The sequence below is a fragment of the Crossiella sp. CA-258035 genome, assembly GCF_030064675.1.
GTDB lineage: Bacteria > Actinomycetota > Actinomycetes > Mycobacteriales > Pseudonocardiaceae > Crossiella.
The window spans coordinates 9,140,304-9,162,696 of the sequence record NZ_CP116413.1; the positions used below are offsets into that span (position 1 = coordinate 9,140,304).

General features: G+C 71.0%; 20 protein-coding genes. 13 read left to right on the plus strand and 7 right to left on the minus strand.

Going from position 1 to position 22,393, the window contains the following annotated elements:
• Positions 1-26: 26 nt before the first annotated feature.
• Complete coding sequence (locus N8J89_RS41555) at positions 27-776, plus strand: TetR/AcrR family transcriptional regulator (protein WP_283662320.1); 750 nt, start codon at positions 27-29, stop codon at positions 774-776.
• 10 nt (positions 777-786) lie between these two features.
• On the opposite strand, the gene leuS is transcribed toward N8J89_RS41555, so the two are convergent.
• Complete coding sequence (gene leuS, locus N8J89_RS41560) at positions 787-3,621, minus strand: leucine--tRNA ligase (RefSeq protein ID WP_283662321.1); 2,835 nt, start codon at positions 3,619-3,621, stop codon at positions 787-789.
• A 141-nt stretch (positions 3,622-3,762) separates the two neighbouring features.
• On the minus strand, positions 3,763-4,860 hold the full coding sequence (locus N8J89_RS41565; protein WP_283662322.1) for an esterase-like activity of phytase family protein: 1,098 nt from the start codon (positions 4,858-4,860) through the stop codon (positions 3,763-3,765).
• 75 nt (positions 4,861-4,935) lie between these two features.
• Here N8J89_RS41565 and N8J89_RS41570 point away from each other — a divergent pair, with 75 nt between their 5' ends.
• The gene (locus N8J89_RS41570) at positions 4,936-5,379 is read left to right on the plus strand and encodes an SdpI family protein (RefSeq protein ID WP_283662323.1); all 444 of its coding nucleotides are present in this window, start codon (positions 4,936-4,938) and stop codon (positions 5,377-5,379) included.
• Here the strand turns inward: N8J89_RS41570 and N8J89_RS41575 are convergent.
• The gene (locus N8J89_RS41575; RefSeq protein ID WP_283662324.1) at positions 5,366-5,947 is read right to left on the minus strand and encodes a YqgE/AlgH family protein; all 582 of its coding nucleotides are present in this window, start codon (positions 5,945-5,947) and stop codon (positions 5,366-5,368) included. The genes N8J89_RS41570 and N8J89_RS41575 overlap by 14 nt on opposite strands.
• A 103-nt stretch (positions 5,948-6,050) precedes the next feature.
• Between N8J89_RS41575 and N8J89_RS41580 the strand changes: the two genes are divergently transcribed.
• Positions 6,051-7,400, plus strand: a complete 1,350-nt coding sequence (locus tag N8J89_RS41580) for an MFS transporter (protein ID WP_283662325.1) — start codon at positions 6,051-6,053, stop codon at positions 7,398-7,400.
• Here the strand turns inward: N8J89_RS41580 and N8J89_RS41585 are convergent.
• The 3 genes from N8J89_RS41585 to N8J89_RS41595 form a co-directional block, all read right to left on the minus strand.
• Entirely contained in the window at positions 7,358-7,762 is a 405-nt protein-coding gene (locus tag N8J89_RS41585) for a hypothetical protein (RefSeq protein ID WP_283662326.1), read from the minus strand. The two genes, N8J89_RS41580 and N8J89_RS41585, sit on opposite strands and share 43 nt — an antisense overlap.
• Before the next feature lie 96 nt (positions 7,763-7,858).
• Positions 7,859-8,233, minus strand: coding sequence for a PASTA domain-containing protein (locus N8J89_RS41590; RefSeq protein ID WP_283662327.1), 375 nt, complete (start codon positions 8,231-8,233; stop codon positions 7,859-7,861).
• Positions 8,234-8,286: 53 nt separating this feature from the next.
• A complete protein-coding gene (locus tag N8J89_RS41595; protein ID WP_283662328.1) occupies positions 8,287-9,768 on the minus strand; it encodes a CCA tRNA nucleotidyltransferase in 1,482 nt (493 codons plus the stop codon).
• Positions 9,769-9,803: 35 nt separating this feature from the next.
• Between N8J89_RS41595 and N8J89_RS41600 the strand changes: the two genes are divergently transcribed.
• The 9 genes from N8J89_RS41600 to N8J89_RS41640 all read left to right on the plus strand — a co-directional run bounded on the left by N8J89_RS41600 (position 9,804) and on the right by N8J89_RS41640 (position 20,185).
• A complete protein-coding gene (locus tag N8J89_RS41600; protein WP_252483560.1) occupies positions 9,804-10,325 on the plus strand; it encodes an NUDIX hydrolase in 522 nt (173 codons plus the stop codon).
• On the plus strand, positions 10,322-12,496 hold the full coding sequence (locus N8J89_RS41605) for a DUF6049 family protein (protein WP_283662329.1): 2,175 nt from the start codon (positions 10,322-10,324) through the stop codon (positions 12,494-12,496). Before N8J89_RS41600 ends, N8J89_RS41605 begins: the two co-directional genes overlap by 4 nt.
• Complete coding sequence (gene murJ / locus N8J89_RS41610) at positions 12,493-14,142, plus strand: murein biosynthesis integral membrane protein MurJ (RefSeq protein WP_283662330.1); 1,650 nt, start codon at positions 12,493-12,495, stop codon at positions 14,140-14,142. The genes N8J89_RS41605 and murJ overlap by 4 nt, the downstream gene beginning before the upstream one ends.
• Positions 14,143-14,231: 89 nt before the next feature.
• Positions 14,232-15,830, plus strand: coding sequence for a protein kinase family protein (locus N8J89_RS41615; RefSeq protein ID WP_283662331.1), 1,599 nt, complete (start codon positions 14,232-14,234; stop codon positions 15,828-15,830).
• A 44-nt stretch (positions 15,831-15,874) separates the two neighbouring features.
• Positions 15,875-16,492 carry an RNA polymerase sigma factor SigM gene (gene sigM, locus N8J89_RS41620; RefSeq protein WP_252483556.1) on the plus strand — a complete coding sequence of 206 codons (618 nt, stop codon included), beginning with the start codon at positions 15,875-15,877 and terminating at the stop codon, positions 16,490-16,492.
• On the plus strand, positions 16,489-17,301 hold the full coding sequence (locus N8J89_RS41625) for an anti-sigma factor family protein (RefSeq protein WP_283662332.1): 813 nt from the start codon (positions 16,489-16,491) through the stop codon (positions 17,299-17,301). Before sigM ends, N8J89_RS41625 begins: the two co-directional genes overlap by 4 nt.
• A 106-nt stretch (positions 17,302-17,407) precedes the next feature.
• Positions 17,408-18,370 carry a thioredoxin-disulfide reductase gene (gene trxB, locus N8J89_RS41630; RefSeq protein ID WP_283662333.1) on the plus strand — a complete coding sequence of 321 codons (963 nt, stop codon included), beginning with the start codon at positions 17,408-17,410 and terminating at the stop codon, positions 18,368-18,370.
• 43 nt (positions 18,371-18,413) lie between these two features.
• Positions 18,414-18,740 carry a thioredoxin gene (trxA, locus tag N8J89_RS41635; RefSeq protein ID WP_283662334.1) on the plus strand — a complete coding sequence of 109 codons (327 nt, stop codon included), beginning with the start codon at positions 18,414-18,416 and terminating at the stop codon, positions 18,738-18,740.
• 290 nt (positions 18,741-19,030) lie between these two features.
• Positions 19,031-20,185, plus strand: a complete 1,155-nt coding sequence (locus tag N8J89_RS41640) for an N-acetylmuramoyl-L-alanine amidase (protein ID WP_283662335.1) — start codon at positions 19,031-19,033, stop codon at positions 20,183-20,185.
• A 56-nt stretch (positions 20,186-20,241) separates the two neighbouring features.
• On the opposite strand, the gene N8J89_RS41645 is transcribed toward N8J89_RS41640, so the two are convergent.
• On the minus strand, positions 20,242-20,880 hold the full coding sequence (locus N8J89_RS41645) for a GNAT family N-acetyltransferase (RefSeq protein WP_252483551.1): 639 nt from the start codon (positions 20,878-20,880) through the stop codon (positions 20,242-20,244).
• Between the two features lie 162 nt (positions 20,881-21,042).
• Between N8J89_RS41645 and N8J89_RS41650 the strand changes: the two genes are divergently transcribed.
• Complete coding sequence (locus N8J89_RS41650; protein WP_502868397.1) at positions 21,043-22,392, plus strand: aminotransferase-like domain-containing protein; 1,350 nt, start codon at positions 21,043-21,045, stop codon at positions 22,390-22,392.
• Position 22,393: the final 1 nt, after the last annotated feature.

Consider the following 22,393-nt stretch of genomic DNA (forward strand, 5'->3'; position numbering starts at 1 on the left):
GTGTTTACAACCCGAAGGGGTGAAGTATGACGGAGGCCACCCGTCGAGAACGGCTACGCGCTCACACAGAGCGTGATATCCGTGCGGCGGCCCGTCGCCTACTGGTGGAGAACGGCCGCGACGCGGTGACCCTGCGCGCCATCGCCCGCGACCTGGGCATCACCGCACCGGCGCTCTACCGCTACTACGACTCCCGCGAGGACCTGCTCCGCCAGCTCTGCGAGGACGTCTGCCTGTCCATGGCCGAGGAGCTCCAGCCCAAGCTCGACGCGGTCGGCGACGGCGACCTCCTCGGCCAGGTCTTCACCGTCTTCCGGTCCTTCCGCCGCTGGGCCCTGGACCACCCGCAGGAGTTCACCCTGGTCTTCGCCTCGCCAGAGGTCGAGGTCAACAACAGCTCCCGCGGCGGCCGCAAGACCCTGGGCGAGGACATGTTCGGCCGGGTCTTCCTGGGCGTGGCCGGAAAACTGCTCGCGGAGAACCAGGAGCTCGCCGCGGGCACCGGCGAGGTCCCGGCCGCGCTGGAGGAAGACCTCCGCGGCTACCGCGACGACCTGCTGAAGTCCCTGGCCGACACCGGCATCCAGCTCACCGCCGACCGCCTCGGCCTGTCCACGGTCTACCTGATGCTCCAGTGCTGGGTCCGGCTCTACGGCCACGTCGCACTGGAGGTCTTCGGCCGCTTCCCGTTCGCGCTGAACAACGCCGAGACGCTGTTCGAGTCGATGATCGCCGAACTGGCCAGGGAGGTCGGCCTGCCGGAGCCGCCTCCCTGACCAGCGCGGATCACAGGACCAGGTTGACCAGCCGGCCCGGCACCACGATCACCTTGCGCGGCGAGCCGCCGTCCAGCAGCGCGACCACCTTCTCATCGGCCAGCACCGCGGCCTTGATCTCGTCCTGGCCGGCCGAGGCGGGCACCACGACCTTGGACCGCAGCTTGCCGTTGACCTGCACCGGGTACTCGATGCTGTCCTCGACCAGGTAGCGCTCCTCGGCGACCGGGAACGGGCCGTGTGCCAGGGAGGTGTCCTGGCCCAGGCGGGACCACAGTTCCTCGGCCAGGTGCGGGCACAGCGGGGCCAGCATCAGGACCAGCGGCTCGGCCACCTCGCGGGGGGTGCCCGCTCCGGCGCTGTAGGCCTTGGTCAGGTGGTTGTTCAGCTCGATCAGCTTGGCCGCGGCGGTGTTGTAGCGCATGGCCGCGTAGTCCTCGCGGACCCCGGCGATGGTCTTGTGCAGCAGCCGCAGCGTGGTCTCGTCCGGGGTGTCCGCGGTGACCCGCAGTTCGCCGGTGACCTCGTCGACCAGGTTGCGCCACAGGCGCTGCAGGAAGCGCTGGGCGCCGACCACGTCCTTGGTCGCCCAGGGGCGGGAGACCTCCAGCGGGCCCATGGACATCTCGTACAGCCGGAAGGTGTCCGCCCCGTAGTTGTCGCACATCTCGTCCGGGGTGACCACGTTCTTCAGGCTCTTGCCCATCTTGCCGTACTCGCGGCTGACCTCCTGGCCCTGCCAGAAGAACTTGCCGTCCACCTCCTCCACCTCGTGCGCGGGCACGTACGCGCCGCGGGCGTCGGTGAAGGCGTAGGCCTGGATGTAGCCCTGGTTGAACAGCTTGCGGTACGGCTCGTCCGAGCTGACCTCGCCCAGGTCGAAGAGCACCTTCTGCCAGAACCGGGAGTACAGCAGGTGCAGCACCGCGTGCTCCACGCCGCCGATGTACAGGTCGACGCCGCCGGGGTCGGTGGCGCCGTGCTGCTCGGGGCGCGGGCCCAGCCAGTAGCGCTCGTTGGCCGGGTCGACGAACCGCTCGCTGTTGTCCGGGTCCACGTACCGCAGCTGGTACCAGCAGGAACCCGCCCAGTTGGGCATGGTGTTGGTGTCCCTGCGGTACTTCTTCGGCCCGTCGCCCAGGTCCAGCTCGACCGTGGTCCACTCGGTGGCGCGGGACAGCGGCGGGGAGGGCTCGGTGTTGGCGTCGTTGGGGTCGAAGGTGCGCGGCGAGTAGTCGTCGACCTCGGGCAGCTCCACCGGCAGCATCGACTCCGGCAGCGCGTGCACCCGGCCGTCCTCGTCGTAGACCACCGGGAACGGCTCGCCCCAGTAGCGCTGCCGGGAGAACAGCCAGTCGCGCAGCTTGTACTGCACGGTGCCCTCACCGGCGCCGCGCTCCTGCAGCCACTCGATGATCGTCTTCTTCGCCTCGTCGACGGCCATGCCGTCCAGGAACTCGGAGTTGATCGCCGGTCCGTCGCCCAGGAACGGCCCGTCCTGGTGGCCCTCGCCCGGCTGCACGGTGCGGATGATCGGCAGGCCGAAGGCGGTGGCGAAGTCCCAGTCGCGGCTGTCCTGGCCGGGCACCGCCATGATCGCGCCGGTGCCGTAGCCCATCAGCACGTAGTCGGCGATGAACACCGGGATCTGCTTGCCGTTGACCGGGTTCACCGCGTACGCGCCGGTGAACACGCCGGTCTTGTCCTTGTTCTCCTGCCGGTCCAGCTCGGACTTGCGGGAGGCGGCCACCCGGTAGGCCTCGATCGCCTCGCCGGGGGTGGCCGCGCCCGCGGTCCAGCGCGGGTCCACATCGGCGGGCCACTGCGCGGCCGAGATCTCGTCCACCAGCGGGTGTTCCGGGGCCAGCACCATGTAGGTGGCGCCGAACAGGGTGTCCGGGCGGGTGGTGAAGACCTCGATCTGCTGCTCGCCGACGGCGAAGCGGACCCTGGCGCCGTGCGAGCGCCCGATCCAGTTGCGCTGCATCGACTTGATCTTCTCCGGCCAGTCCAGCCGGTCCAGGTCGTCGACCAGGCGGTCGGCGTAGGCGGTGATCCGCATCATCCACTGGCGCAGGCTGCGGCGGAACACCGGGAAGTTGCCGCGCTCGCTGCGGCCGTCCGCGGTGACCTCCTCGTTGGCCAGCACCGTGCCCAGGCCGGGACACCAGTTCACCGGCGCCTCGGACAGGTAGGCCAGCCGCTGCGAGTCGATGACCTTCGCCCGCTCGGCCACGGTCAGGTCGGCCCAGCCTCGGCCGTCCGGGGTGGGCCGGGCGCCCTCGGCGTACTCGGCTTCCAGCTCGGCGATCGGCCGCGCCTTGCCCAGCGCGGTGTCGTAGAAGGAGTTGTAGATTTTCAGGAAGATCCACTGGGTCCACCGGTAGTAGCCGGGGTCGATGGTGGAGATCCGCCGCCGCTCGTCGTGGCCCAGCCCCAGCCTGCGGATCTGCCGCAGGTAGGTGTTGATGTTCTCCTCGGTGGTCTTGCGCGGGTGCTGCCCGGTCTGCACCGCGTACTGCTCGGCGGGCAGGCCGAAGGCGTCGAAGCCCATCGTGTGCAGCACGTTGCGCCCGGTCATCCGGTAGTACCTGGCGAAGACGTCGGTGCCGATGAAGCCCAGCGGGTGCCCGACGTGCAGCCCGGCCCCTGACGGGTAGGGGAACATGTCCTGCACGAACAGCTTGTCCGCCGGCACCTCGCCGTCACCCGCGAGCGACCCGGCCGGGTTCGGGGCGTGGAAGGTGCCACTGGACTCCCAGCGGTCCTGCCAGCGGCGCTCGATCTCGCCGGCCATGGCTGCGGTGTAGCGGTGCGCCGGAACGGCGTCCTGGTCCGTGCTCATGTCATGTCCTGTCGTGTTTGCCTGCCCCTGACAACCAAAAACCCCTCAGCCCATGGAGGGCATGAGGGGTTGCCGCGCGAACCGGGAACCGGTCAGCGCGGCTGGCTAAGAAGCAGGTGGGCCGTGCTCACGCCTACCAGGTTAGCGCACCGCGAGCGTGATCAGCTGGCTGACCTGCGTCGCGGAGAAGTTGTCATCGCTGACCAGCACCAGGCTGCGCTCACCGGAGGGCAGCCGGGGACCCCAGGTCATCCCCTCCACATTGTCCACAGTGGACAGCCCAAGGGCGCCGAGGTCGGCGAGCAGCTTCTTGCGCACCGGGCGGATCTGCGCCCCGGCCAACGAGTCCACGTCCTTGACGTTGGAGGCCCCGGCGGTGCTGATCTCGTAGATCCGCACCTTGTTGCCCACCCCGGTGACGAAGGAGCGCTCCATCACCAGGAACCGGTGCGGGTCGTGCTCGGTGACCGGCAGGATCGCCACCACGCCGTTGTTGGCGAAGGCCCCGGCGGGCACCGGCTCGGCGAAGACCTTCTCCATCGGGTACGCGTACTGCGCGAGCAACTGCCCCGACCTGGTCTGCACCGAGATCCGGCCCAGCGCGCCGGCGGCCGGGGTGGGGGAGGGCCCGTCCTGGATCAGCGGCCCCTCCACGGTGGAGACCACCAGCCGCCCGCCCGCGGCGAAGGCCAGCCCTTCCAGCACCTCGTTGCGCCGCGGCCCGCGCTCGTCAGTGGACATCCGCAGGTTGGCCGGCAGCGGCAGCTCACCGGCGAAGGAGCCGTCCCGGTGCGCCCGGCGGATGGCCGGGTCGATCACCAGCGGCGGCAGCCGGTCGCCCTCGCTGGTCCACCACAGGTCCCCGGTCAGCGGGTCGACCCGGATCTCCTCGGGGTCGGGGGTGTCCAGGGACAGCTTCGGGTAGGTCGAGCCGTCCGGGCGCAGCAGCGGCTTGGTGCCGGTCAGCTCGAAGCCCTGCTCGCCCTTGCGCGCGGTGTAGTAGCGGACCGGCTGCCGGTCGGAGCGGTCGTCGCTGATCAGCACCCACTCCCCGGTGCGCCGGTCGTAGTCGAGGCCGGAGAGGCCGCCCACCGTGGTGCCCTGGAAGGTGATCTTCCCGATGATCTGCTCTGAGACCAGGCGGACGCGCTGACCTGCGGGTTCAGCCGTGGCGGGCGCGGCGAGGGCGAGCACCAGGACTCCGGTGAGCGCACCGACGGCGCGGAGAGGTACAGACATGGGTGCAGCACACCTCACAACGGTGACGAGAAGGTAGCGGGCGAGTCGCGGAATCACGGCGCTTACCCTCAAGGGGTGCAGCAGCTCGCAGTCATCGCCATCGTGCCACGGATCAGCGTGACCTTCCTGCTCGTCATCGCCGGGGCGGCGCTGGCCGTGGTCGGGCTGCGCGGCCTGCGCGGCACCCTGCCCCGCAACGCCTACGCAGGCGTGCGCACCGCCCGCGCGATGCGCAGCGACGAGGCATTCGCACTGGCCAACAAGGTGGCCGGGCTGCCGGTCCTGGTGTCGGGGCTGCTGTTCGCGCTGACCGGCGTGGTCACCGCGCCGCTGACCGAGACCGGGCTGTACCTGACCCTGCTCATCCTCGGCAGCCTCGGCGCGGTGCTGATCACCGCGGCCGGCGGCATGCTGGGGCACCGCGCGGCCGACGCCCTGCCCGACCCCGAGCCCGCCGCCAAGGGCTGCGGCGGCTGCTGCGGCGGGATCTGCGCGAAGCTGGGCGCTAGTTCCGCTTGATGTCCACCGGATGCGTGGCCAGCAGCGAGAGCGGCATGCCCTGACGGCGCAGCACCCGGCCCCACAGGTCCACCCTCGGCGGGGTGAGCACGTCATCCGGCAGCGCGGGCACCACCAGCCAGTCGCCGCGCTCGATCTCGTCGTCGAGCTGCCCCTCGCTCCAGCCGGAGTACCCGGCGAAGACCCGCAGCCCGCGCATCCGCGGCGCCAGCTCGTCCGGGTCGGAGTCCAGGTCGACCAGGGCCACCGGGCCGCGCACGCCGATCACGCCGTCCATGGTCTCGATGTCCTCGCCCGTCTTGAGGTTGGCCAGGCACAACGCGGTCTTCTGCTCCACCGGACCGCCCACGAACACCGCGGGCGGTCGGCTGGCGTGCGGCGCCCAGCCGGGTAACACGTCGTGCACGGCGACCTCGCTCGGCCGGTTCAGCACAACGCCGAGCGTGCCCTCGTCGCGGTGGTCGATGATGTAGACCACTGTGCGACGGAAGTTGGGGTCGAGCAGCCCTGGCGTGGCCACCAGCAGGGACCCCGGCTCGACTTCGGCGTCGGAAGACACGGTGCACATGATCCCACTCGTTGCTGCGCCGTTCGCCGCACCGCACCGTGCGCCGTCAAGACCAGGTAGTCCGGGGTGCTGCCGTGCGCACCCGGACCCGTACGCTGGGTGTGTGCAGACGGCCGAAGACAGCCTGGCCGGTCGTGGCCAGACCCCGCACAAAGCTCGGGTCGGACTCCGCCATCTCCTGACCAATCCCGGGTTCTTCCGGCTGCTCGCGGTCAAGGCGACCGCCCAGTGGGGCGATGGCGTCTTCCAGGCCGGGCTGGGCAGCGCGGTGCTGTTCAACCCCGAGCGCGCGGCCGACCCGCTGGCCGCGGCCGCCGGGTTCGCGGTGATCTTCCTGCCGTACTCGGTGGTCGGCCCGTTCGCCGGCGCGTTGCTGGACCGCTGGGACCGCAGGCAGGTGCTGGTGCTGTCCAACGTGATCCGCGGGGTGCTGGTGCTGGCCACCGCGCTGGCCGTCTTCGGCGGGCTGACCGGGCCCGCGCTGTACGTGGCCGCGCTGCTCACCCTCGGCGTGAGCCGGTTCGTGCTGGCCGGGCTGTCCGCCTCGCTGCCGCACCTGGTGCCCAGGGAGGACCTGGTCGAGGCGAACGCGGTGGCCGCCACCCTCGGCGCGGGCATGGCGGTGGTCGGCGCGGGCTGCGCGATCGGCCTGCGCGCCCTGCTCGGCGCGGGCGACGCCGGCTCCGGCACGGTCACTGCGATCGCGGTGGCCGGCTCGATCGCGGCGGCGCTGGCCATGCTCGGCTTCCGGCGCGGGCAGCTCGGCCCGGACGAGGTCAACGAACCGGCCAAGGCACTGGTCGCGGTGGCGCACGGGCTGATGGACGGCGCCAGGTCGGCGGCGGGCACGCCCAGCGTGGCCGCCGGGTTCGTCGCGCTCATCACGCACCGGCTGGCCTACGGCGCGCTGGTGCTGCTCGGCGTGCTGCTGCTGCGCAACTCCTTCCACGACGTGGGCTGGCTGCCCTCCGGCATGGGCGGGGTCGGCGTGGTCGCGGTGGCCGGCGGCGCGAGCATCCTGGCCGCGGCCCTCATCACCCCGCCGCTGGTGGCCAAGATCGGCCGCAGGGCCACCATCACCGGCTCGCTGGTGCTGGCCGCGCTGACCCAGCTGGTGCTCACCCTGACCCTGTCGCTGCCCGCGCTGCTGCTGTCCTCGTTCATGATCATCGGCGCCGGCCAGGTGGTGAAGCTGTGCGTGGACGCGGCCGCGCAGCGCGATGTCGGCGATGAGACCCGGGGCCGGGTCTTCGCCCTCTACGACACGTTGTTCAACGTCAGCATGGTGGTCTCGGCGGGCACCGTGGCCTTGCTGGTGCCCGCCGACGGCCATTCCACCGGCGTGATGCTCGGCGTCGTCCTGGTCTACCTGATCGGCACGGTCTGCTACCTGCTGGTCGAGCGCCGAGGTCAGGCGCAGGCCAGCCGCAGCGGTCGCACCGGCTCGGCCTGACGCGGGCCGGGCACCGACGGCACGGCCAGCAGCGGGTCGAGCACCCGGTGGCCCTCGGCCGCGGCACGGGCTGCCGAGGCCAGGCTCTCCGGGGTGTAGGTCTCGTGGAAGAGCACGCCCTGGAAGCCCTGGCGCAGCAGACCGATCGCCTGGTGCGCCCGGTCCACCCCGAGCAGCGCCACCACCGGCGTCCTGGTGGTCAGCCTGGCCAGTTTGGTCAGCCGCCACTCGGACAGGTCCGGCAGGTCGGCCAGCACCACGTCGGCCCGATCCCCCTCATCGACCAGAGCCAGGTCCGCCCCCGCGGACACCATGCTCCGCAACCCGAACCCCACTATCAGGTCGTCCGCACTCACCAACACCCTGTACACGGTGCACCCCCATGCCCCTGAGCAACGAGTTCCCTCCACCACACATGGTGACCGATCTCGCTGTCGTCCCGCTAACCGCTGATCGCGTTATCTGTCGCCGTCCTTCTTGGACTTCAACAGGATCCTCCGGTCCAGCTCGACCACGGCGCCCGCGGCAGGTTCCTGACTCACGACCTTCCAGTTCCGGTCGTTGAGCAGCAGCCGCCCCTTGCCCGTGGCGTCCTCTTCCGCGAGATTCCGCAGGCCGGCGGCCTGCATGGTGTCCTGAGCCTGCTGGTGCACCATGCCGACCACGTTCGGCACCTTCACCGTCTTACCCCGGGTCTCCGAGGTTGGCGACGGGTTTGCGGTCGGCTGGGTCTGGGTCACCGTGACCGTCTCCCGAGGCGGTGGCGCACTGCACGCCGAGACCGCCAAACCCACCGTGACCAGCACGAACAGCGTTCTGCCGAGGATGTTCATCGTGCCCCCTTTCGCTACCGAACGTAGCGAAAAGGCAACCGGACCGGCAGGAACTAGCCCCGATCAGGTGGCTGAATGCCCTGCTCCCTTGCCCAAGCGAGCAGCTCCGCCTCTGCCTCTTCGGGCGCGAGCGGACCGCGGTCCAGCCGCAGCTCCTTCAGGAACGTCCACGCCTTGCCCACCAGCGGACCCGGCGGCAGCCCGAGCAGCTGCATGATCGCGTTGCCGTCCAGGTCCGGCCGCACCCGGCGCAGGTCCTCCTCGGCCGCGATCCGCTCGATCCGGGTCTCCAGGTCGTCGTAGGTGCGCTGGAGCGCGGCCGCCTTGCGCTTGTTGCGGGTGGTGCAGTCCGCGCGCACCAGCTTGTGCAGCCGGGACAGCAACGGGCCCGCGTCGGTGACGTAGCGGCGCACCGCGGAGTCGGTCCACTCGCCCTTGCCGTAGCCGTGGAAGCGCAGGTGCAGGTAGACCAGCGTGGCCACGGCCTCGATGATGTCCTTGGAATATTTCAGCGCGCGCAGCCGCTTGCGGGCCATCTTCGCGCCGACCACCTCGTGGTGGTGGAAGCTCACCCCGCCGCCGGGCTCGAACCGCCTGGTGTCCGGCTTGCCGATGTCGTGCAGCAGCGCGGCCAGCCGCAGCACCAGGTCCGGCTCGCTGCCCGGCTCCTCCAGCGCGATCGCCTGGTCCAGCACCACCAGCGAGTGCTGGTAGACGTCCTTGTGCTGGTGGTGCTCGTCAATGGCCAGCCGCATGGCGGGCACCTCCGGCAGCACGTGCTCGGCCAGGCCGGTGTTCACCAGCAGCTCCAGCCCCCGCCGCGGCTGCGCGCCGCAGAGCAGCTTGGACAGCTCGGCCTGCACCCGCTCGGCGGTGATCCGCTGGATCTGCCCGGCCATCTCGGTCATCGCGGCCAGCACCCTGGGCGCCACGTCGAAGCCCAGCTGGGCGACGAACCGGCAGGCCCGCAGCATCCGCAGCGGGTCGTCGGCGAAGGACTCCTCCGGCGTGGCCGGGGTGTCCAGCACCCGGGCGAGCAGCGCGCCCGTGCCGTCGTGCGGGTCCACGAAGACCTTCTCCGGCAGCCGCACCGCCATCGCGTTCACGGTGAAGTCCCGGCGCACCAGGTCGGCCTCGATGGACTCGCCGAAGACCACCTCGGGGTTGCGCCCGACCCGGTCGTAGCTGTCCGCGCGGAAGGTGGTGATCTCCACGGTGGCCCCGCGCTTGACCGCGCCGAGGGTGCCGAAGGCGATGCCGGTGTCCCAGATGGCGTCGGCCCAGCCGGTGAGCAGCGCGCGCACCTGCTCCGGCCGCGCGTCGGTGGTGAAGTCGAGGTCGGTCAGCGGCCGTCCCAGCAGCGCGTCCCGGACGCTGCCGCCGACCAGGTACAACCGGTGACCCGCCGCGGCGAACCGCTGGGCGAGCTCGTCGGCGACCGGTGCGATCCGCAGCAACTCCACGACCGCATTCTGCTGCGCGCCGCGGGCGGGGTCGACCTGGTTCGGCTGGGCCGGTACAGAGGTGCTGGACACGAGGAGCCAGCCTACGTCGCACTACCATCGGCGCCATGCCCCCGTCGTCCTCCGGCAGCGCCGGTGGCGCCAAACCGGGTAGACGGACCAGGCGCCAGCGGGGAAAACGGCTGCGTACGGTGGACGAGGTGTCCGCCGGTGGGCTGGTTGTGGATGCCGCGCGCGAACACGCTGCGCTCATTGGCAGACTTGATCGAAAAGGACGGCTGCTGTGGTCGCTGCCCAAGGGCCACATCGAGCAGGGTGAGACCGCCGAAGAGGCGGCCGTCCGCGAGGTCGCCGAGGAGACCGGCATCCGTGGCCGGGTGCTGGGCCTGCTCGGGGCGATCGACTACTGGTTCGTCGCCGAGGACCGGCGAGTGCACAAGACCGTGCACCACTTCCTGCTGGAGGCGGTGGGCGGAGAGCTTTCCGACGAGGACGTGGAGGTCACCGAGGTGGCGTGGGTGCCGCTGGGTGAACTGGATGGGCTGCTGGCCTACGTGGACGAGCGCCGCCTGGTGCGCAAGGCGGTCGACCACGTGCGCGCGCCCAGTGAGACTTCGGAGCCGGCGTGAAGAGGCTGTTCGCGGTCGCGGCTGTGGTCGCGTGCACCGTGCTGACCGTGCCCGTCCCGGTGCGCGCGGAGACCTACGACGTGCGGGCCCAGCCCGTCACCAGCGGCCCGGCGCCGGCCCAGCCCGCGACGCTGGAGCTGGACACCCTGCAACCGAGAGTGATCACCGGCGACGGTGACAACAAGCTGGTGGCCGCGGGCAAGCTGACCAACACCGGCGACCGCAAGCTCAGCGACGTCATGGTCCGGCTCCAGGCCGGCAGCCCGCTGACCAGTGAGGACAAGGTCAACGAGGCGGTGGCGGGGGAGGCCGCGACCGACCGGGCGGACTCCAAGTTCACCAGGATCGGCACCGACCTGGACCCGGGCCAGAGCGCCCAGGTGCGGGTCGAGGTGCCGCTGAGCGTCCTGCAGATCACCGGGCCCGGCGTGTACCCGGTGCTGTTCAACGTCAACGGCACCCCGGACTTCGGCAAGCAGGCCAGGATCGCCTCCCGCGGCTTCCTGCTGCCGGTCACCGGCGTGCCCGGCGGCCCGGTGCTGGCCAGCCCGCCGAACGCGGCCGCCACCACCGTGCTGTGGCCGATCGTCGACCAGCCGGTGCGGGTGCCCGGCAGCGGCGGCACCGTGCTGACCAACGACGACCTGGCCCGCTCGCTGACCACCGGCGGCCGGCTCTCCGAGCTGGTCTCCGCGGTGGAGCAGACCGCGCCCTCGGGCTCGGCGCTGGCCGGCTCGCTGTGCCTGGTGATCGACCCGGACCTGGTGCAGACGGTCACCGCGATGGCCGACACCAGCAATGGCGTCTACCGCATCCGCAGCGGCAACAGCACCGTGGAGGGCTCCGGCTCCACCGCGGCGCAGAAGTGGCTGGAGCGGCTCAAGGGCATCGCCAGGGGCCGCTGCGTGCTCGCGCTGCCCTTCGCCGACGCGGACCTGGTCGCGCTGTCCAAGGCCGGGCTCACCGACCTGGAGAAGCTGGCGGTGGACCGCAGCAAGGCGGTCGCCGAGCTGCTGCAGATCCAGACCGTCGGCGACATGGTGTGGCCGCTGGGCGGCGTGATCGACGAGCGCACCCTGGCCGACCTGGGCCGCCGCACCCTGCTGCTGGAGCCGCGCGGGGTGCAGGACGGCCGCACGGTGACCTCGCCGGTCAAGCTGGCCGCCGCGGCCGACTCCTCGGCCGCCGGCTCCTCCGTGGTGCCGATCGACCCGGTGGTGCGCAACGCCATCGGCGGCACCGCGCCACTGTCCGGCGCGGCCAGCTACGGCCCGCTGGACCTGCAGAACGGCATGGGCGCGCTGCTCTACCGGGCCACCGCGCTCGGCAAGAACGGCGGCTCGCTGGTGGTGGCCCCGCCGCGCCGGTGGAAGGCCCCGGTCGGCGAGCTGACCGCGTTCCTGCAGTCCATGCAGCACCTGCTCGGCGGCAAGCTGGTCACCCCGCGCGGGCTGAACGAACAGGTCGCCAACGGCGGCCGCACCGTCGGCCTGACCTACCCGGTGGATGCCACCGGCGCCGAGATCTCGCCCAGCATCACCGGCGACCTGCGTGCCATGCGCGACCGGTCCAGGGACCTGCTGTCGGCGATGAGCAGCGACGGCGTCAAGGGCACCTCGCCCGCCTCGCTGATCGAACCGCTGGACCTGGGCATGGTCCGGGCCGCCTCCGGCGCCTGGCGCGGCAACAACTCCGCGGGCGGCGCGGCCGCCTCGCTGGTCGGCGACCAGCTGGAGTACCTGGTCTCCCAGGTGCGCATCGTGCAGCCGCCCGGTCCGTACTACCTGGCCTCCTCGGACAGCCCGCTGCCGCTGACCATCAGCAACAAGCTGCCGGTGGTGATCAAGGTGCGGGTGACCTTCAGCAGCACCCAGGGCCTGCGCACCAGCGATGTCAACGACCTGACCATCGGCGCGAACAGCAACCTGCCGATCCGGGTGCCCACCGAGATCACCCGAGGCGGCCAGTTCTCGGTGGACGCGCTGCTGCAGACCATCAACGGCACCCCGCTCGGCCGCGGCGGCGAGGCCAACCGGATCACGCTGATCTCCACCGCGTACGGCACCATCACCCTCGGCATCACGGTCACCGCGGGCGCGGCCCTGGTGCTGCTGGTGGCCCGCAGGCTGATCCGCCGCCTGCGCTCCGGCAAACAGGACAGCGCCGCGTGAGCGAGACGAGGCAGATGGACAAGCTGGTCCCGGCCAAGGCCCAACCCTCACTGGCCAAGGCCAGCGGGTCGATGGCGATCGCCACCCTGGCCAGCCGGATCACCGGCTTCCTGTCCCGGATCGTGCTCGTCGTGGTGGTCGGCTCGGGCGTGATCACCGACTCCTACCAGGTCGGCATGACCATCCCGCTCCAGGTCTACGAGCTGCTCCTGGGCGGGGTGCTGACCAGCATCATCGTCCCGCTGCTGGTGCGCGCGGAGAAGGAGGACGCCGACGGCGGCGAGGCCTACATCCAGCGCCTGCTGACCATGGCGCCGGTGATCCTGCTGGCCGCCACCGTGGTCATGATGCTGGCCGCCCCGCTGCTCACCACCATCTACGTGGACGGCAGCAGCGGCAAGGCACACCCGGAGCTGGCCACCGCCTTCGCCTACCTGCTGCTGCCGGAGATCGTCTTCTTCGGCCTGGGCGCACTGTTCACCGCGATCCTCAACTCCCGCGGCGTGTTCGGCCTGCCCGCCTGGGCGCCGGTGTTCAACAACCTGGTCGTGCTGGTCACCCTCGGCGTCTACCTGCTGGTGCCGGGCGACCCGACCATCAACCCGCTGGCCATGAGCGACCCGAAGCTGCTGGTGCTGGGCATCGGCACCACGCTGGGCATCGTGGTGCAGGCGCTGGTGGTGCTGCCCGCGATGCGCCGGGCCGGCATCCGGTTCAAGTGGCGGTGGGGCTGGGACCGCAGGCTCACCGAGTTCGGCGGCCTGGCGCTGTGGATGGTGTTCTACGTGGTGCTCGGCCTGGCCGGGGTGATCGTGGTCACCCGGATCGCCACCGCCGCGGTGCCCGGCAGCATGACCGCCTACAACTTCGCCTGGCAGCTCTTCCAGCTGCCCTACGGCATCCTCGGCTTCTCCCTGCTCACCGCGATCATGCCGCGGATGAGCAAGGCGGCCGCGGACAACGACGTGCGCGGAGTGGTCGCCGACCTGTCCCTGGGCAGCAGGCTGCTGACCACCATGCTGCTGCCGCTGAGCGCCGGCATGACCGTGCTCGGCAGCCAGCTCGGCGTGGCGCTGTTCTTCTACGGCGCCAACACCCTGGACAAGGCCCAGCAGATCGGCACCACGCTCGCGGTGTCCGCTTTCGGACTGGTGCCGTACGCGATCACCATGATGCAGCTGCGGGTCTTCTACGCGATGAAGGACGCCCGCACCCCGGCCATGCTCCAGTTGCTCACGGTGGCGGTGAAGATCGGCCTGTCCGTGCTGTGCGTGCAGGTGCTGGACGAGCACACCATGGTGCTGGGCCTCGCCTTCGTGAACTCGATGTCCTTCCTGGTCGGCGCGGTGGCCGGGAACATCTGGCTGCGGGTCCGGCTGGGCAGGCTGGAGACCGGGCGGCTGGGCCGCACCTTCGGCCTGACCGTCATCGGCTCGCTGCTCGGCGCGCTGAGCGTGGTGCTGGTGCACACCGCGACCCTGGAGTTCGCCCCGCTCGGCACCTCGCCACGGGTGATCGCCTGGGTCGTCGTGGTCGTCGGCGGCCTGCTCGGACTGGCCGTGGCATTCGGGTCGATGATGCTACTGAAGGTGACGGAACTGAATCCGGCAATGTCACGGATCACCCGACTTTTGCGCCGCCGCTGACGCCCGGCGTCCCGTACCCTCGACCGGGAGCACCAGCACGCGGTCGGGGGTCACGACCGCAGACGACGTGCGGAACGGGAGAAAGCTCGGTGAGTGGGACGCCGGATTACACGGCGCCGCACGGGAATCCAGCCGGCGGCGCGGTAGGAGCTGCCGCCTTCGTTCCGGGTGCGACTCTCGGTGACGGCCGCTACCGCCTGTTGTCGCTGGCCGGCCAGGACGTCCGGGCTCCGGCCCAGTTCTGGCGGGCGAGGGACAACGCGCTGGGACGTGATGTTGCTCTCACCGTGCTGATCGGTGACGCCTCCGACGAGCACACCGCCGCCCGCGCCCGCCGCACCCTGGAACGCTCGACGCACGGCGCCGGCTTCACCCACCCCGGCGTCTCCCGGACGCTGGACGTGCTCTGGCCCGGCCACGGGGTCAACCCGCGCGACGGCGTGCTCGGCATCATCGTCGCCGAGTGGACCCAGGGCACCGACCTGCTGGACCTGATCACCGAGGGCCCGCTGCCCTCCGGCACCGCGTCCCGGCTGCTGGAGGCGCTGGCCGCCGCGGTCGAGACCGCGCACCACGCCGGACTGGTGCTGGGCGTGGACCACCCGCAGCGGCTGCGGGTCACCCCGGACGGCAAGCTCCGGCTGGCCTTCCCGGGCCCGAGGGCCGAGGTGACCGCCCGCGAGGACGTGCGCGGCCTGGGCGCCGTGCTGTACCTGATGCTGACCTGCCGCTGGGCCCTCGACGGCGGCCCGCACACCCTGCCCTCGGCGCCCACCGGCCCGGACGGCACCGTGGTCTCCCCGCAGACGCTGCACCCGACCGTGCCGCACGAGCTGTCCACGGTCGCGGTGCGCAGCCTGGTGGACACCAGCATCGGCGGCCTGCGCACCGGCGCGGCGATCCTGCGGGTGCTGGAGCAGACCGCGGCCGCGGAGGCCGAGGCCGCCGCGCTGCGCGCCCAGGAGGCCGCGCTGACCGAGGAGTACTCGGCGGTCGGCGTCGAAGAGGACGACAAGCGGGACGAGAAGAGCAGGCGGCGCAAGCTCGCGGTCGGCATGACCCTGCTGACCGTGGCCACCGTCGGCATCCTGGCCTGGATCGGCCTGTCCGTGATCGGCATGTTCGCCACCCCGGAGACCCGTTCCGGCCCGACCGTGGCGCTCACCCCCACCACCACCGCACCGCCAGCCGAGACCAGCAACCCGGTGCAGCCGAGCACGCCGCCCAGCAGCGAACCGGTGCAGGCGGGCGGCACCGTGGACGTGGCCAGCGTCAACGTCTACAACGTGCAGGGCGAGCCGGACAACCCGCACCGGATCAAGCGGGTGGTCGACGGCGACCCGCGCTCGACTTGGAAGACCATGACCTACCGGCAGCAGTTCCCGCGCGGCAAGCCCGGCGTCGGCGTCATGATCACCCTGTCCGACGCGGCCAAGCTGGCCAAGGTGGTCATCGACTCGCCGAGCGCGGGCACCAAGGTGGAGGTGCGCAGCGCGCCCTCCGGCAACGCCGACCTGGACGCGACCACCGTGCTGGGCAGCGGCACCCTGCAGAAGGGCGACACCGAGATCGCCCTGAACGCCGGGGACGCGACCAAGTTCGTGCTGCTGTGGATCACCGGCCTGGGTGGCAGCGGCGACCGCAACGTCTCAGAGCTGTCCGAGCTCACCTTCGTCCGTGCCGGGTGAACGCCCGTCATCCACAAGGATGAGCTGACGCTATTCTCTGCCGCGTGACAGCCGCGGCTAGCTCGGACGGGGACCTCATAGCGGCCCATGCTGCCGGCGACCCCCACGCGTTCACCGAACTCGTGCGTCGCCATCGGGATCGCATGTGGGCCGTCGCCCTGCGGACTTTGCGTGACCCGGAGGAAGCGGCCGACGCGCTGCAGGAGGCGTTCATCTCCGCCTTCCGCGCCGCGGCCTCCTTCCGCGCCGAGTCACAGGTGACCACCTGGTTGCACCGGATCGTGGTCAACGCATGCCTCGACCGGGTGAGGCGCCGCCAGGCCCGCCCGACCGTGCCCATGCCGGAGGAGCCGCACCGCGAACCGATGGCGCCCAGGGACCACATGGACGAGCGGGTCACCTCGCTGGCCGTCCAGGACGCCCTGGCCGAGCTGCCGGAAGAGCAACGCGCGCCGATCATCCTGGTGGATGTGGAGGGCTACTCGGTGGCCGAGTCCGCGCGGATCCTCGGCATCGCCGAAGGTACCGTGAAGAGCAGATGTGCTCGCGGAAGAGCGAAGCTGGCGAAACTTCTCGGGCACCTGCGGAACCCCGATGCAAGTGCGAACGTCTCACCTGACGCTGGAGCAATGGCACCGCGGCGTCCACGGGAGGGACGATGACCACCAACGAGCGCCGGCCCGGTGTGCCGGATGGCCCGCCGTGGTCTGTTGATCTCATCGCCGATCTGCACGCCGGGGTCCTTGACCCCGCTGTGGCCGCCCAGCTGCGGCCCAGGATCGAGGCCGACCCGGAGGCGCGGGCCGTGCTGGCCGCGCTCGATGAGACGCAGGCCGAGCTCGCCGCACTGCCCCCGCTGCGCATGCCGGAGCACGTGGCCAGCCGGATCGAGGCGGCGATCGAGAACGAGGTGCGGCTGGCCATGGCCGCCCGCCCCGGCGCGGCACCACTGGCACCGTCAGCGCCGCCGCAGGTCCACCAGCAGCCGCAGCAGCTGGCCCCGGTGGTCGACCTCGCCGCCGCCCGCCGCAGGCGCACCAGGGCCATCGGCTGGGGCATCGGCGCGCTGGCCGGCCTGGCTGCGGCCACCGGCCTGATCTTCGCCGTGCTGCCGGGTCAGCAGCCGGTCACCGGCACCGCCCAGCCCACCAGCGTGGCCAGCACGCCGGGGGATGGCGTGCTCGCGCTCAAGTCCGCGGACCTGGACGGCAAGATCCCACCGGGGATCTCCGGCAACAAGGACTACGGCCCGTTCAGCGACCAGGCCAAGCTCAAGGCGTGCCTGCTGGCCAACAACCAGCCGGGCCACCTGCTCAACCCGGTCGCCGGCCGCCAGGTCACCGTGGACGGCAAGCCAGGGGTGGCGCTGGTCCTGCTCACCGCGACCCCCGGCCGCACCCGCCTGCTGGTCGTGGGCGCGGACTGCGCCGCCGGGAAGCCGTCGTTGATCAAGGACAGCACCGTCGGCTAGCCGTCGCGGTGTGACGTCGAAGTCACCTGGGAACAGCCGCACCTAGGATCGCGTTGTGCCGGTACGAAGCCGGCACACGTCGACTCACGGGCACGGAGGTCCCCAGGTGTCATCGCAGGTACGAAACCTGATCGTGGTGGGCTCCGGTCCAGCCGGGTACACCGCGGCCACCTACGCCGCTCGGGCTCAGCTGGATCCCCTGGTCTTCGAGGGCACCCAGTTCGGCGGCGCGCTGATGACCACCACCGAGGTGGAGAACTACCCGGGGTTCAAGGACGGGATCATGGGTCCCGACCTGATGGAGCAGATGCGCGCCCAGGCCGAGCGGTTCGGCGCCGAGCTGCGGGCCGAGGACGTCGAGTCCGTCGAGCTGTCCGGCCCGGTGAAGACGGTCACCGCGAACGGGGTCACCTACCAGGCCAAGGCCGTGGTGCTGGCCATGGGCGCGGCCGCCCGCTACCTGGACGTGCCCGGTGAGCAGAAGCTGCTCGGCCGCGGTGTGTCCGCCTGCGCCACCTGCGACGGGTTCTTCTTCCGCGACCAGGACATCGCGGTGGTCGGCGGCGGCGACTCGGCGATGGAGGAGGCCACCTTCCTCACCCGCTTCGCCCGCTCGGTGACGATCATCCACCGGCGGCAGGAGTTCCGGGCCTCCCGGATCATGCTGGAGCGCGCCCGGGCCAACGAGAAGATCCGCTGGCAGCTGGACACCAAGGTCGTCGAGGTGCTCGGCGAGACCTCCGTCACCGGCGTCCGGGTGGCGAGCACCGTGACCGGCGAGGAGTCCATCCTGCCGGTGACCGGGTTCTTCGTCGCGGTCGGCCACGACCCGCGCTCCGCGCTGGTCAAGGGCCAGGTGGACACCGACGAGGAGGGCTACGTCAAGGTCGCCTCGCCCGGCACCGCCACCAACCTGGACGGCGTGTTCGCCGCGGGCGACCTGGTCGACCACACCTACCGGCAGGCGATCACCGCGGCCGGGTCCGGCTGCGCGGCCGCCATGGACGCCGAGCGCTGGCTGGCCGAGCGGGAAGCCGCCGAGCCGGAGACCGTGGCCGCGGTCAGCTGAGCCCCCACAGACCGATTCACCTGCCCCCAACCAAGGAGTGACGATGGGCAACAACACCAAGGTCGTGTCCGACGCGAGCTTCGTCGAGGACGTGCTGCAGAGCGACAAGCCGGTGCTGGTGGACTTCTGGGCGACCTGGTGTGGACCGTGCAAGATGGTCGCCCCGGTCCTCGAGGAGATCGCGGGCGAGCACGCGGACAAGATCACCATCGCCAAGCTGGACATCGACGCCAACCCGTCCACCGCGCGGGACTACCAGATCATGTCGGTGCCGACCATGATGCTGTTCCAGGGCGGCAAGCCGGTGAAGACGATCGTGGGCGCCAAGCCGAAGGCCGCGATCCTCAACGACCTGAGCGACGTGATCTGAGTCCTAACCCAGGACCCGCCCGCTGCGCTGACCTGTGCGATGAGTTAGTTCAGGTGAACCTGGCGTAAAGTCCCCAGCTGGATCGTGCAACCCCGGTTCGCGGTTCTTCGTCATCCTGATGAGTGGTTCTGCCGCTCGGGATGGTGAGCCGCAGCCGGGGTTGCCGTTTTCGTGCTGGAACGACTGCTGGGAGTAGCCCCGCATGTGGCTGCTCAAACCGCAAGGCACAATAGGACGTCTTCAACTGCGCGCCGAACGAATTTCCGGCGCCCGAGTCATGCGAGGGGTGCATGCTGCTGCTCCGCCGGGGTGATGACGGTCCAGCCGTCGCCGAGATCCGGGCGACTCTCGTGAAGCTGGGGCTGCTACCGGCCACCAACGGCCAGATCAGGCCTACCAACTTCGATGGCCAGGTCGAGCACGCAGTGCGCTCGTTCCAGCAGCAACGAGGGCTGATCACCGACGGCATCGTCGGTCCGAACACCTACCGGGCGCTGACCGACGCGCGCTGGCAGCTCGGCGACCGCAACCTCGCCTACCTGATCTCCCAGCCGATGAGCGGCGACGACGTGCTCACCCTGCAGCAGCGACTGCTCGAACTGGGCTTCAACGCCGGTCGCGCGGACGGCGTCTTCGGTCACCAGACCGAGCACGCGCTGCGCAACTTCCAGCGCGACTACGGCCTCTCCGTGGACGGCATGTGCGGCCCTGGCACGCTGCGCGCGCTGCGCCAGCTGGCGCCCAAGGTCCGTGGCGGCCGCCCGGTGTTCCTGCGCGAGCAGGAGCACCTGCGCCGGTCCGGCCCGCGCCTGTCCGGCAAGCGGATCGTGATCGACCCCGGTCACGGTGGTGGCGACCGGGGCATCGTGGTGGACGGCGTGTCCGAGGCCGACCTGATGTGGGACCTGGCCAGGCGGCTGGAGGGCCGCATGGTGGCCACCGGCATGGAGGCACTGCTCTCCAGGGGCCCGCAGGTGTGCCCGCCGGAGTCCGACCGCGCCCAGTTCGCCAACAGCGCCAACGCGGACCTGTTCCTGTCCCTGCACTCGGACGCGAACTCCTCCCCGCACGCCCGCGGCGTGGCCACCTTCCACTTCGGCAGCGGCGGCCACGGCACCAGCTCCACCGTGGGTGAGGCCCTGGCCGGGTTCATCCAGCGCGAGCTGACCGCCCGCACCGGCATGCTGGACTGCGGCACCCACCCGAAGACCTGGGACTCGCTGCGGCTGACCCGCTGCACCGCGGTCCGGGTGGAGACCGGTTACCTGACCAATCCCGAGGACCGCCGCCGGCTGCTCGACCCGGCCTTCCGGGACGTGGTGGCCGAGGGCATCCTGGTCGCGGTGAAACGGCTGTACCTGCTGGGCAAGAACGACCAGCCCACCGGCACGTTCACCTTCGACGACCTGCTCAAGTACGAGCTGTCCAAGGCCGAGACGGCCTGACCCAGCCAACGAGAAAGGCCCCGCCGGTTTCCCTGGCGGGGCCTTTCTCGTTGGTCTCAGACGGGGCGGAAGCTCGGTTCCTTGCTCCCGGCGGTGGCGCTGATGGACACCGTGCCCAGCAGTCGCTCCAGCGCGGCCTCCACGTCTTCCTTCCAGGTCAGCGCGGTCCGCAGCTCCAGGCGCATCCGCGGCCACTTCGGGTGCGGGCGCACGGTCTTGAACCCGACGCTGAGCAGAAAGTCCGCGGGCAGCACGCAGTTGGGCTGGTCAGGCGTGGCGTCGCCGAAGGCCTCGATCGCCTTCACGCCGCGCCTGGTGAGGTCCTTGGCCACCGCCTGCACCAGCACCCGGCCGAGGCCGCCGCCGGTGAACTCCGGCAGCACCTGCAACGCGGTGATCAGCACCGCGTCCGCGCTGACCGGGGAGGTGGGGAAGGTGGACGCCCGTGGCACCACACCCGGCGGGGCGTAGAGCACATGACCGGCTGGCACCCCGTCGGCATAGATGATCCGGCCGCAGGAACCCCACTCCAGCAACACCGCGGAGATCCAGGCTTCCTTGTCGAACTCGGTCTGGCCGAACTCCTCGGACTGCTCCTTCATGTGCGGAGCGAGCTCCCAGAACACACAGCCCCGGGAGTGCCGGGACAGGTGGTCGAGGTTGTCCAGCGTGACGCCGACTACGCGTCGCGACACCTGACCTCCCAGCAAGAACGGCATGCCCGCGCACCACGGGCACCGAGAACCAGCATAGGCGCAGCGCACCGGCTTCGACAGGGAGGCCGGATCACACTCGGCGCCATCGGTGCCATCGGCGGCCTAGACTGGCTCGGACGATCGCCGATACCGGAGCGCCGCATGAACCTACCTGCCTCAACGCCCGAACAGCAAAATCCGTCCGCTGTCCCGGCCGCGGCGGCAGCAGGGCGCAGCCTGGACCCCCACCTGAGGCGCTACGCGGCGCGCACCGCGGGGATGACGGCTTCGGAGATCAGGGCGCTGTTCTCGGTGGCCAGCCGCCCCGAGGTGGTCTCGCTGGCCGGTGGCATGCCGTACCTGGCCGCGCTGCCGCTGGAGTCGCTCTCGGCCGACGTGGCCCAGCTGATGGCGGCGGAGGGCCAGACCGCGCTGCAGTACGCCTCCGCGCAGGGCATCCCGGCGTTGCGCGAGCAGATCTGCCAGATCATGGCGCTGGAGGGCATCTCGGCCCACCCGGACGACGTCACGGTCACCGTGGGCTCGCAGTCCGGCCTGGACATGGTCACCCGGATCTTCTGCGATCCCGGTGACGTGGTGGTCGCCGAGGCGCCGTCCTACGTCGGCGCGCTGGGCACCTTCTCCGCCTACCAGGCCGAGGTCGTGCACGTGCCGCTGGACGACGAGGGCCTCATCCCCGGCGAGCTGGACCGCACGCTGACCGCGCTGGCCTCGGCCGGTCGCCGGGTCAAGTTCCTCTACACGATCCCGAACTTCCACAACCCGGCCGGCGTGACCCTGGCGGTGCACCGGCGGGCCGAGGTGCTGGAGATCTGCGCCCGGCACGGCGTGCTGGTGGTCGAGGACAACCCGTACGGGATGCTCGGCTTCGACGGCCAGACCTACCCGGCGCTGCGCTCGATGGAGCCGGAGAACGTGGTCTACCTCGGCTCGTTCTCCAAGACCTTCGCGCCGGGGCTGCGGGTCGGCTGGGCGCTGGCCCCGCACGCGGTGCGGGAGAAGCTGGTGCTGGCCTCGGAGTCGGCCACGCTCTGCCCGCCCACCTTCACCCAGGCGGTGGTCTCCCGGTACCTGGCCCAGCACGACTGGATGGGCCAGATCAAGAACTACCGCGAGGTCTACCGCGAGCGCAGGGACGCCATGCTCGCCGCGCTGGAGGCGCACCTGCCGGCCGGCTGCCGGTGGACCAAGCCGGACGGCGGCTTCTACGTGTGGGTGGGCGTGCCGGAAGGCATTGACACCAAGGCGATGCTGCCGCGCGCGGTCACCCAGCGGGTGGCCTTCGTGCCCGGCACCGCGTTCTTCGGCGACGGCTCCGGCAACGGGCAGATGCGGCTGTCCTTCTGCTACCCGACGCCGGAGCGGATCCGCGAGGGCGTGCGCAGGCTGGCCACTGTGCTGGAGGGCGAGCTGGAGCTGATCAGCACCTTCGGCCAGGTGCACCGCCGCCAGTCCACCGGCCCGCAGTCGCCGTCCCCGGACACCGCCTGAC

What these genes read in the sequence shown, in the direction of transcription:
- N8J89_RS41650 (WP_502868397.1), top strand. Translation starts at nt 21,043, where the DNA reads ATGAACCTACCTGCCTCAACGCCCGAACAGCAAAATCCGTCCGCTGTC.
- N8J89_RS41565 (WP_283662322.1), bottom strand. Translation starts at nt 4,860, where the DNA reads ATGTCTGTACCTCTCCGCGCCGTCGGTGCGCTCACCGGAGTCCTGGTG.
- trxA (WP_283662334.1), top strand. Translation starts at nt 18,414, where the DNA reads ATGGGCAACAACACCAAGGTCGTGTCCGACGCGAGCTTCGTCGAGGAC.
- leuS (WP_283662321.1), bottom strand. Translation starts at nt 3,621, where the DNA reads ATGAGCACGGACCAGGACGCCGTTCCGGCGCACCGCTACACCGCAGCC.
- N8J89_RS41555 (WP_283662320.1), top strand. Translation starts at nt 27, where the DNA reads ATGACGGAGGCCACCCGTCGAGAACGGCTACGCGCTCACACAGAGCGT.
- N8J89_RS41640 (WP_283662335.1), top strand. Translation starts at nt 19,031, where the DNA reads ATGCTGCTGCTCCGCCGGGGTGATGACGGTCCAGCCGTCGCCGAGATC.
- N8J89_RS41575 (WP_283662324.1), bottom strand. Translation starts at nt 5,947, where the DNA reads ATGTGCACCGTGTCTTCCGACGCCGAAGTCGAGCCGGGGTCCCTGCTG.
- N8J89_RS41590 (WP_283662327.1), bottom strand. Translation starts at nt 8,233, where the DNA reads ATGAACATCCTCGGCAGAACGCTGTTCGTGCTGGTCACGGTGGGTTTG.
- N8J89_RS41625 (WP_283662332.1), top strand. Translation starts at nt 16,489, where the DNA reads ATGACCACCAACGAGCGCCGGCCCGGTGTGCCGGATGGCCCGCCGTGG.
- N8J89_RS41600 (WP_252483560.1), top strand. Translation starts at nt 9,804, where the DNA reads ATGCCCCCGTCGTCCTCCGGCAGCGCCGGTGGCGCCAAACCGGGTAGA.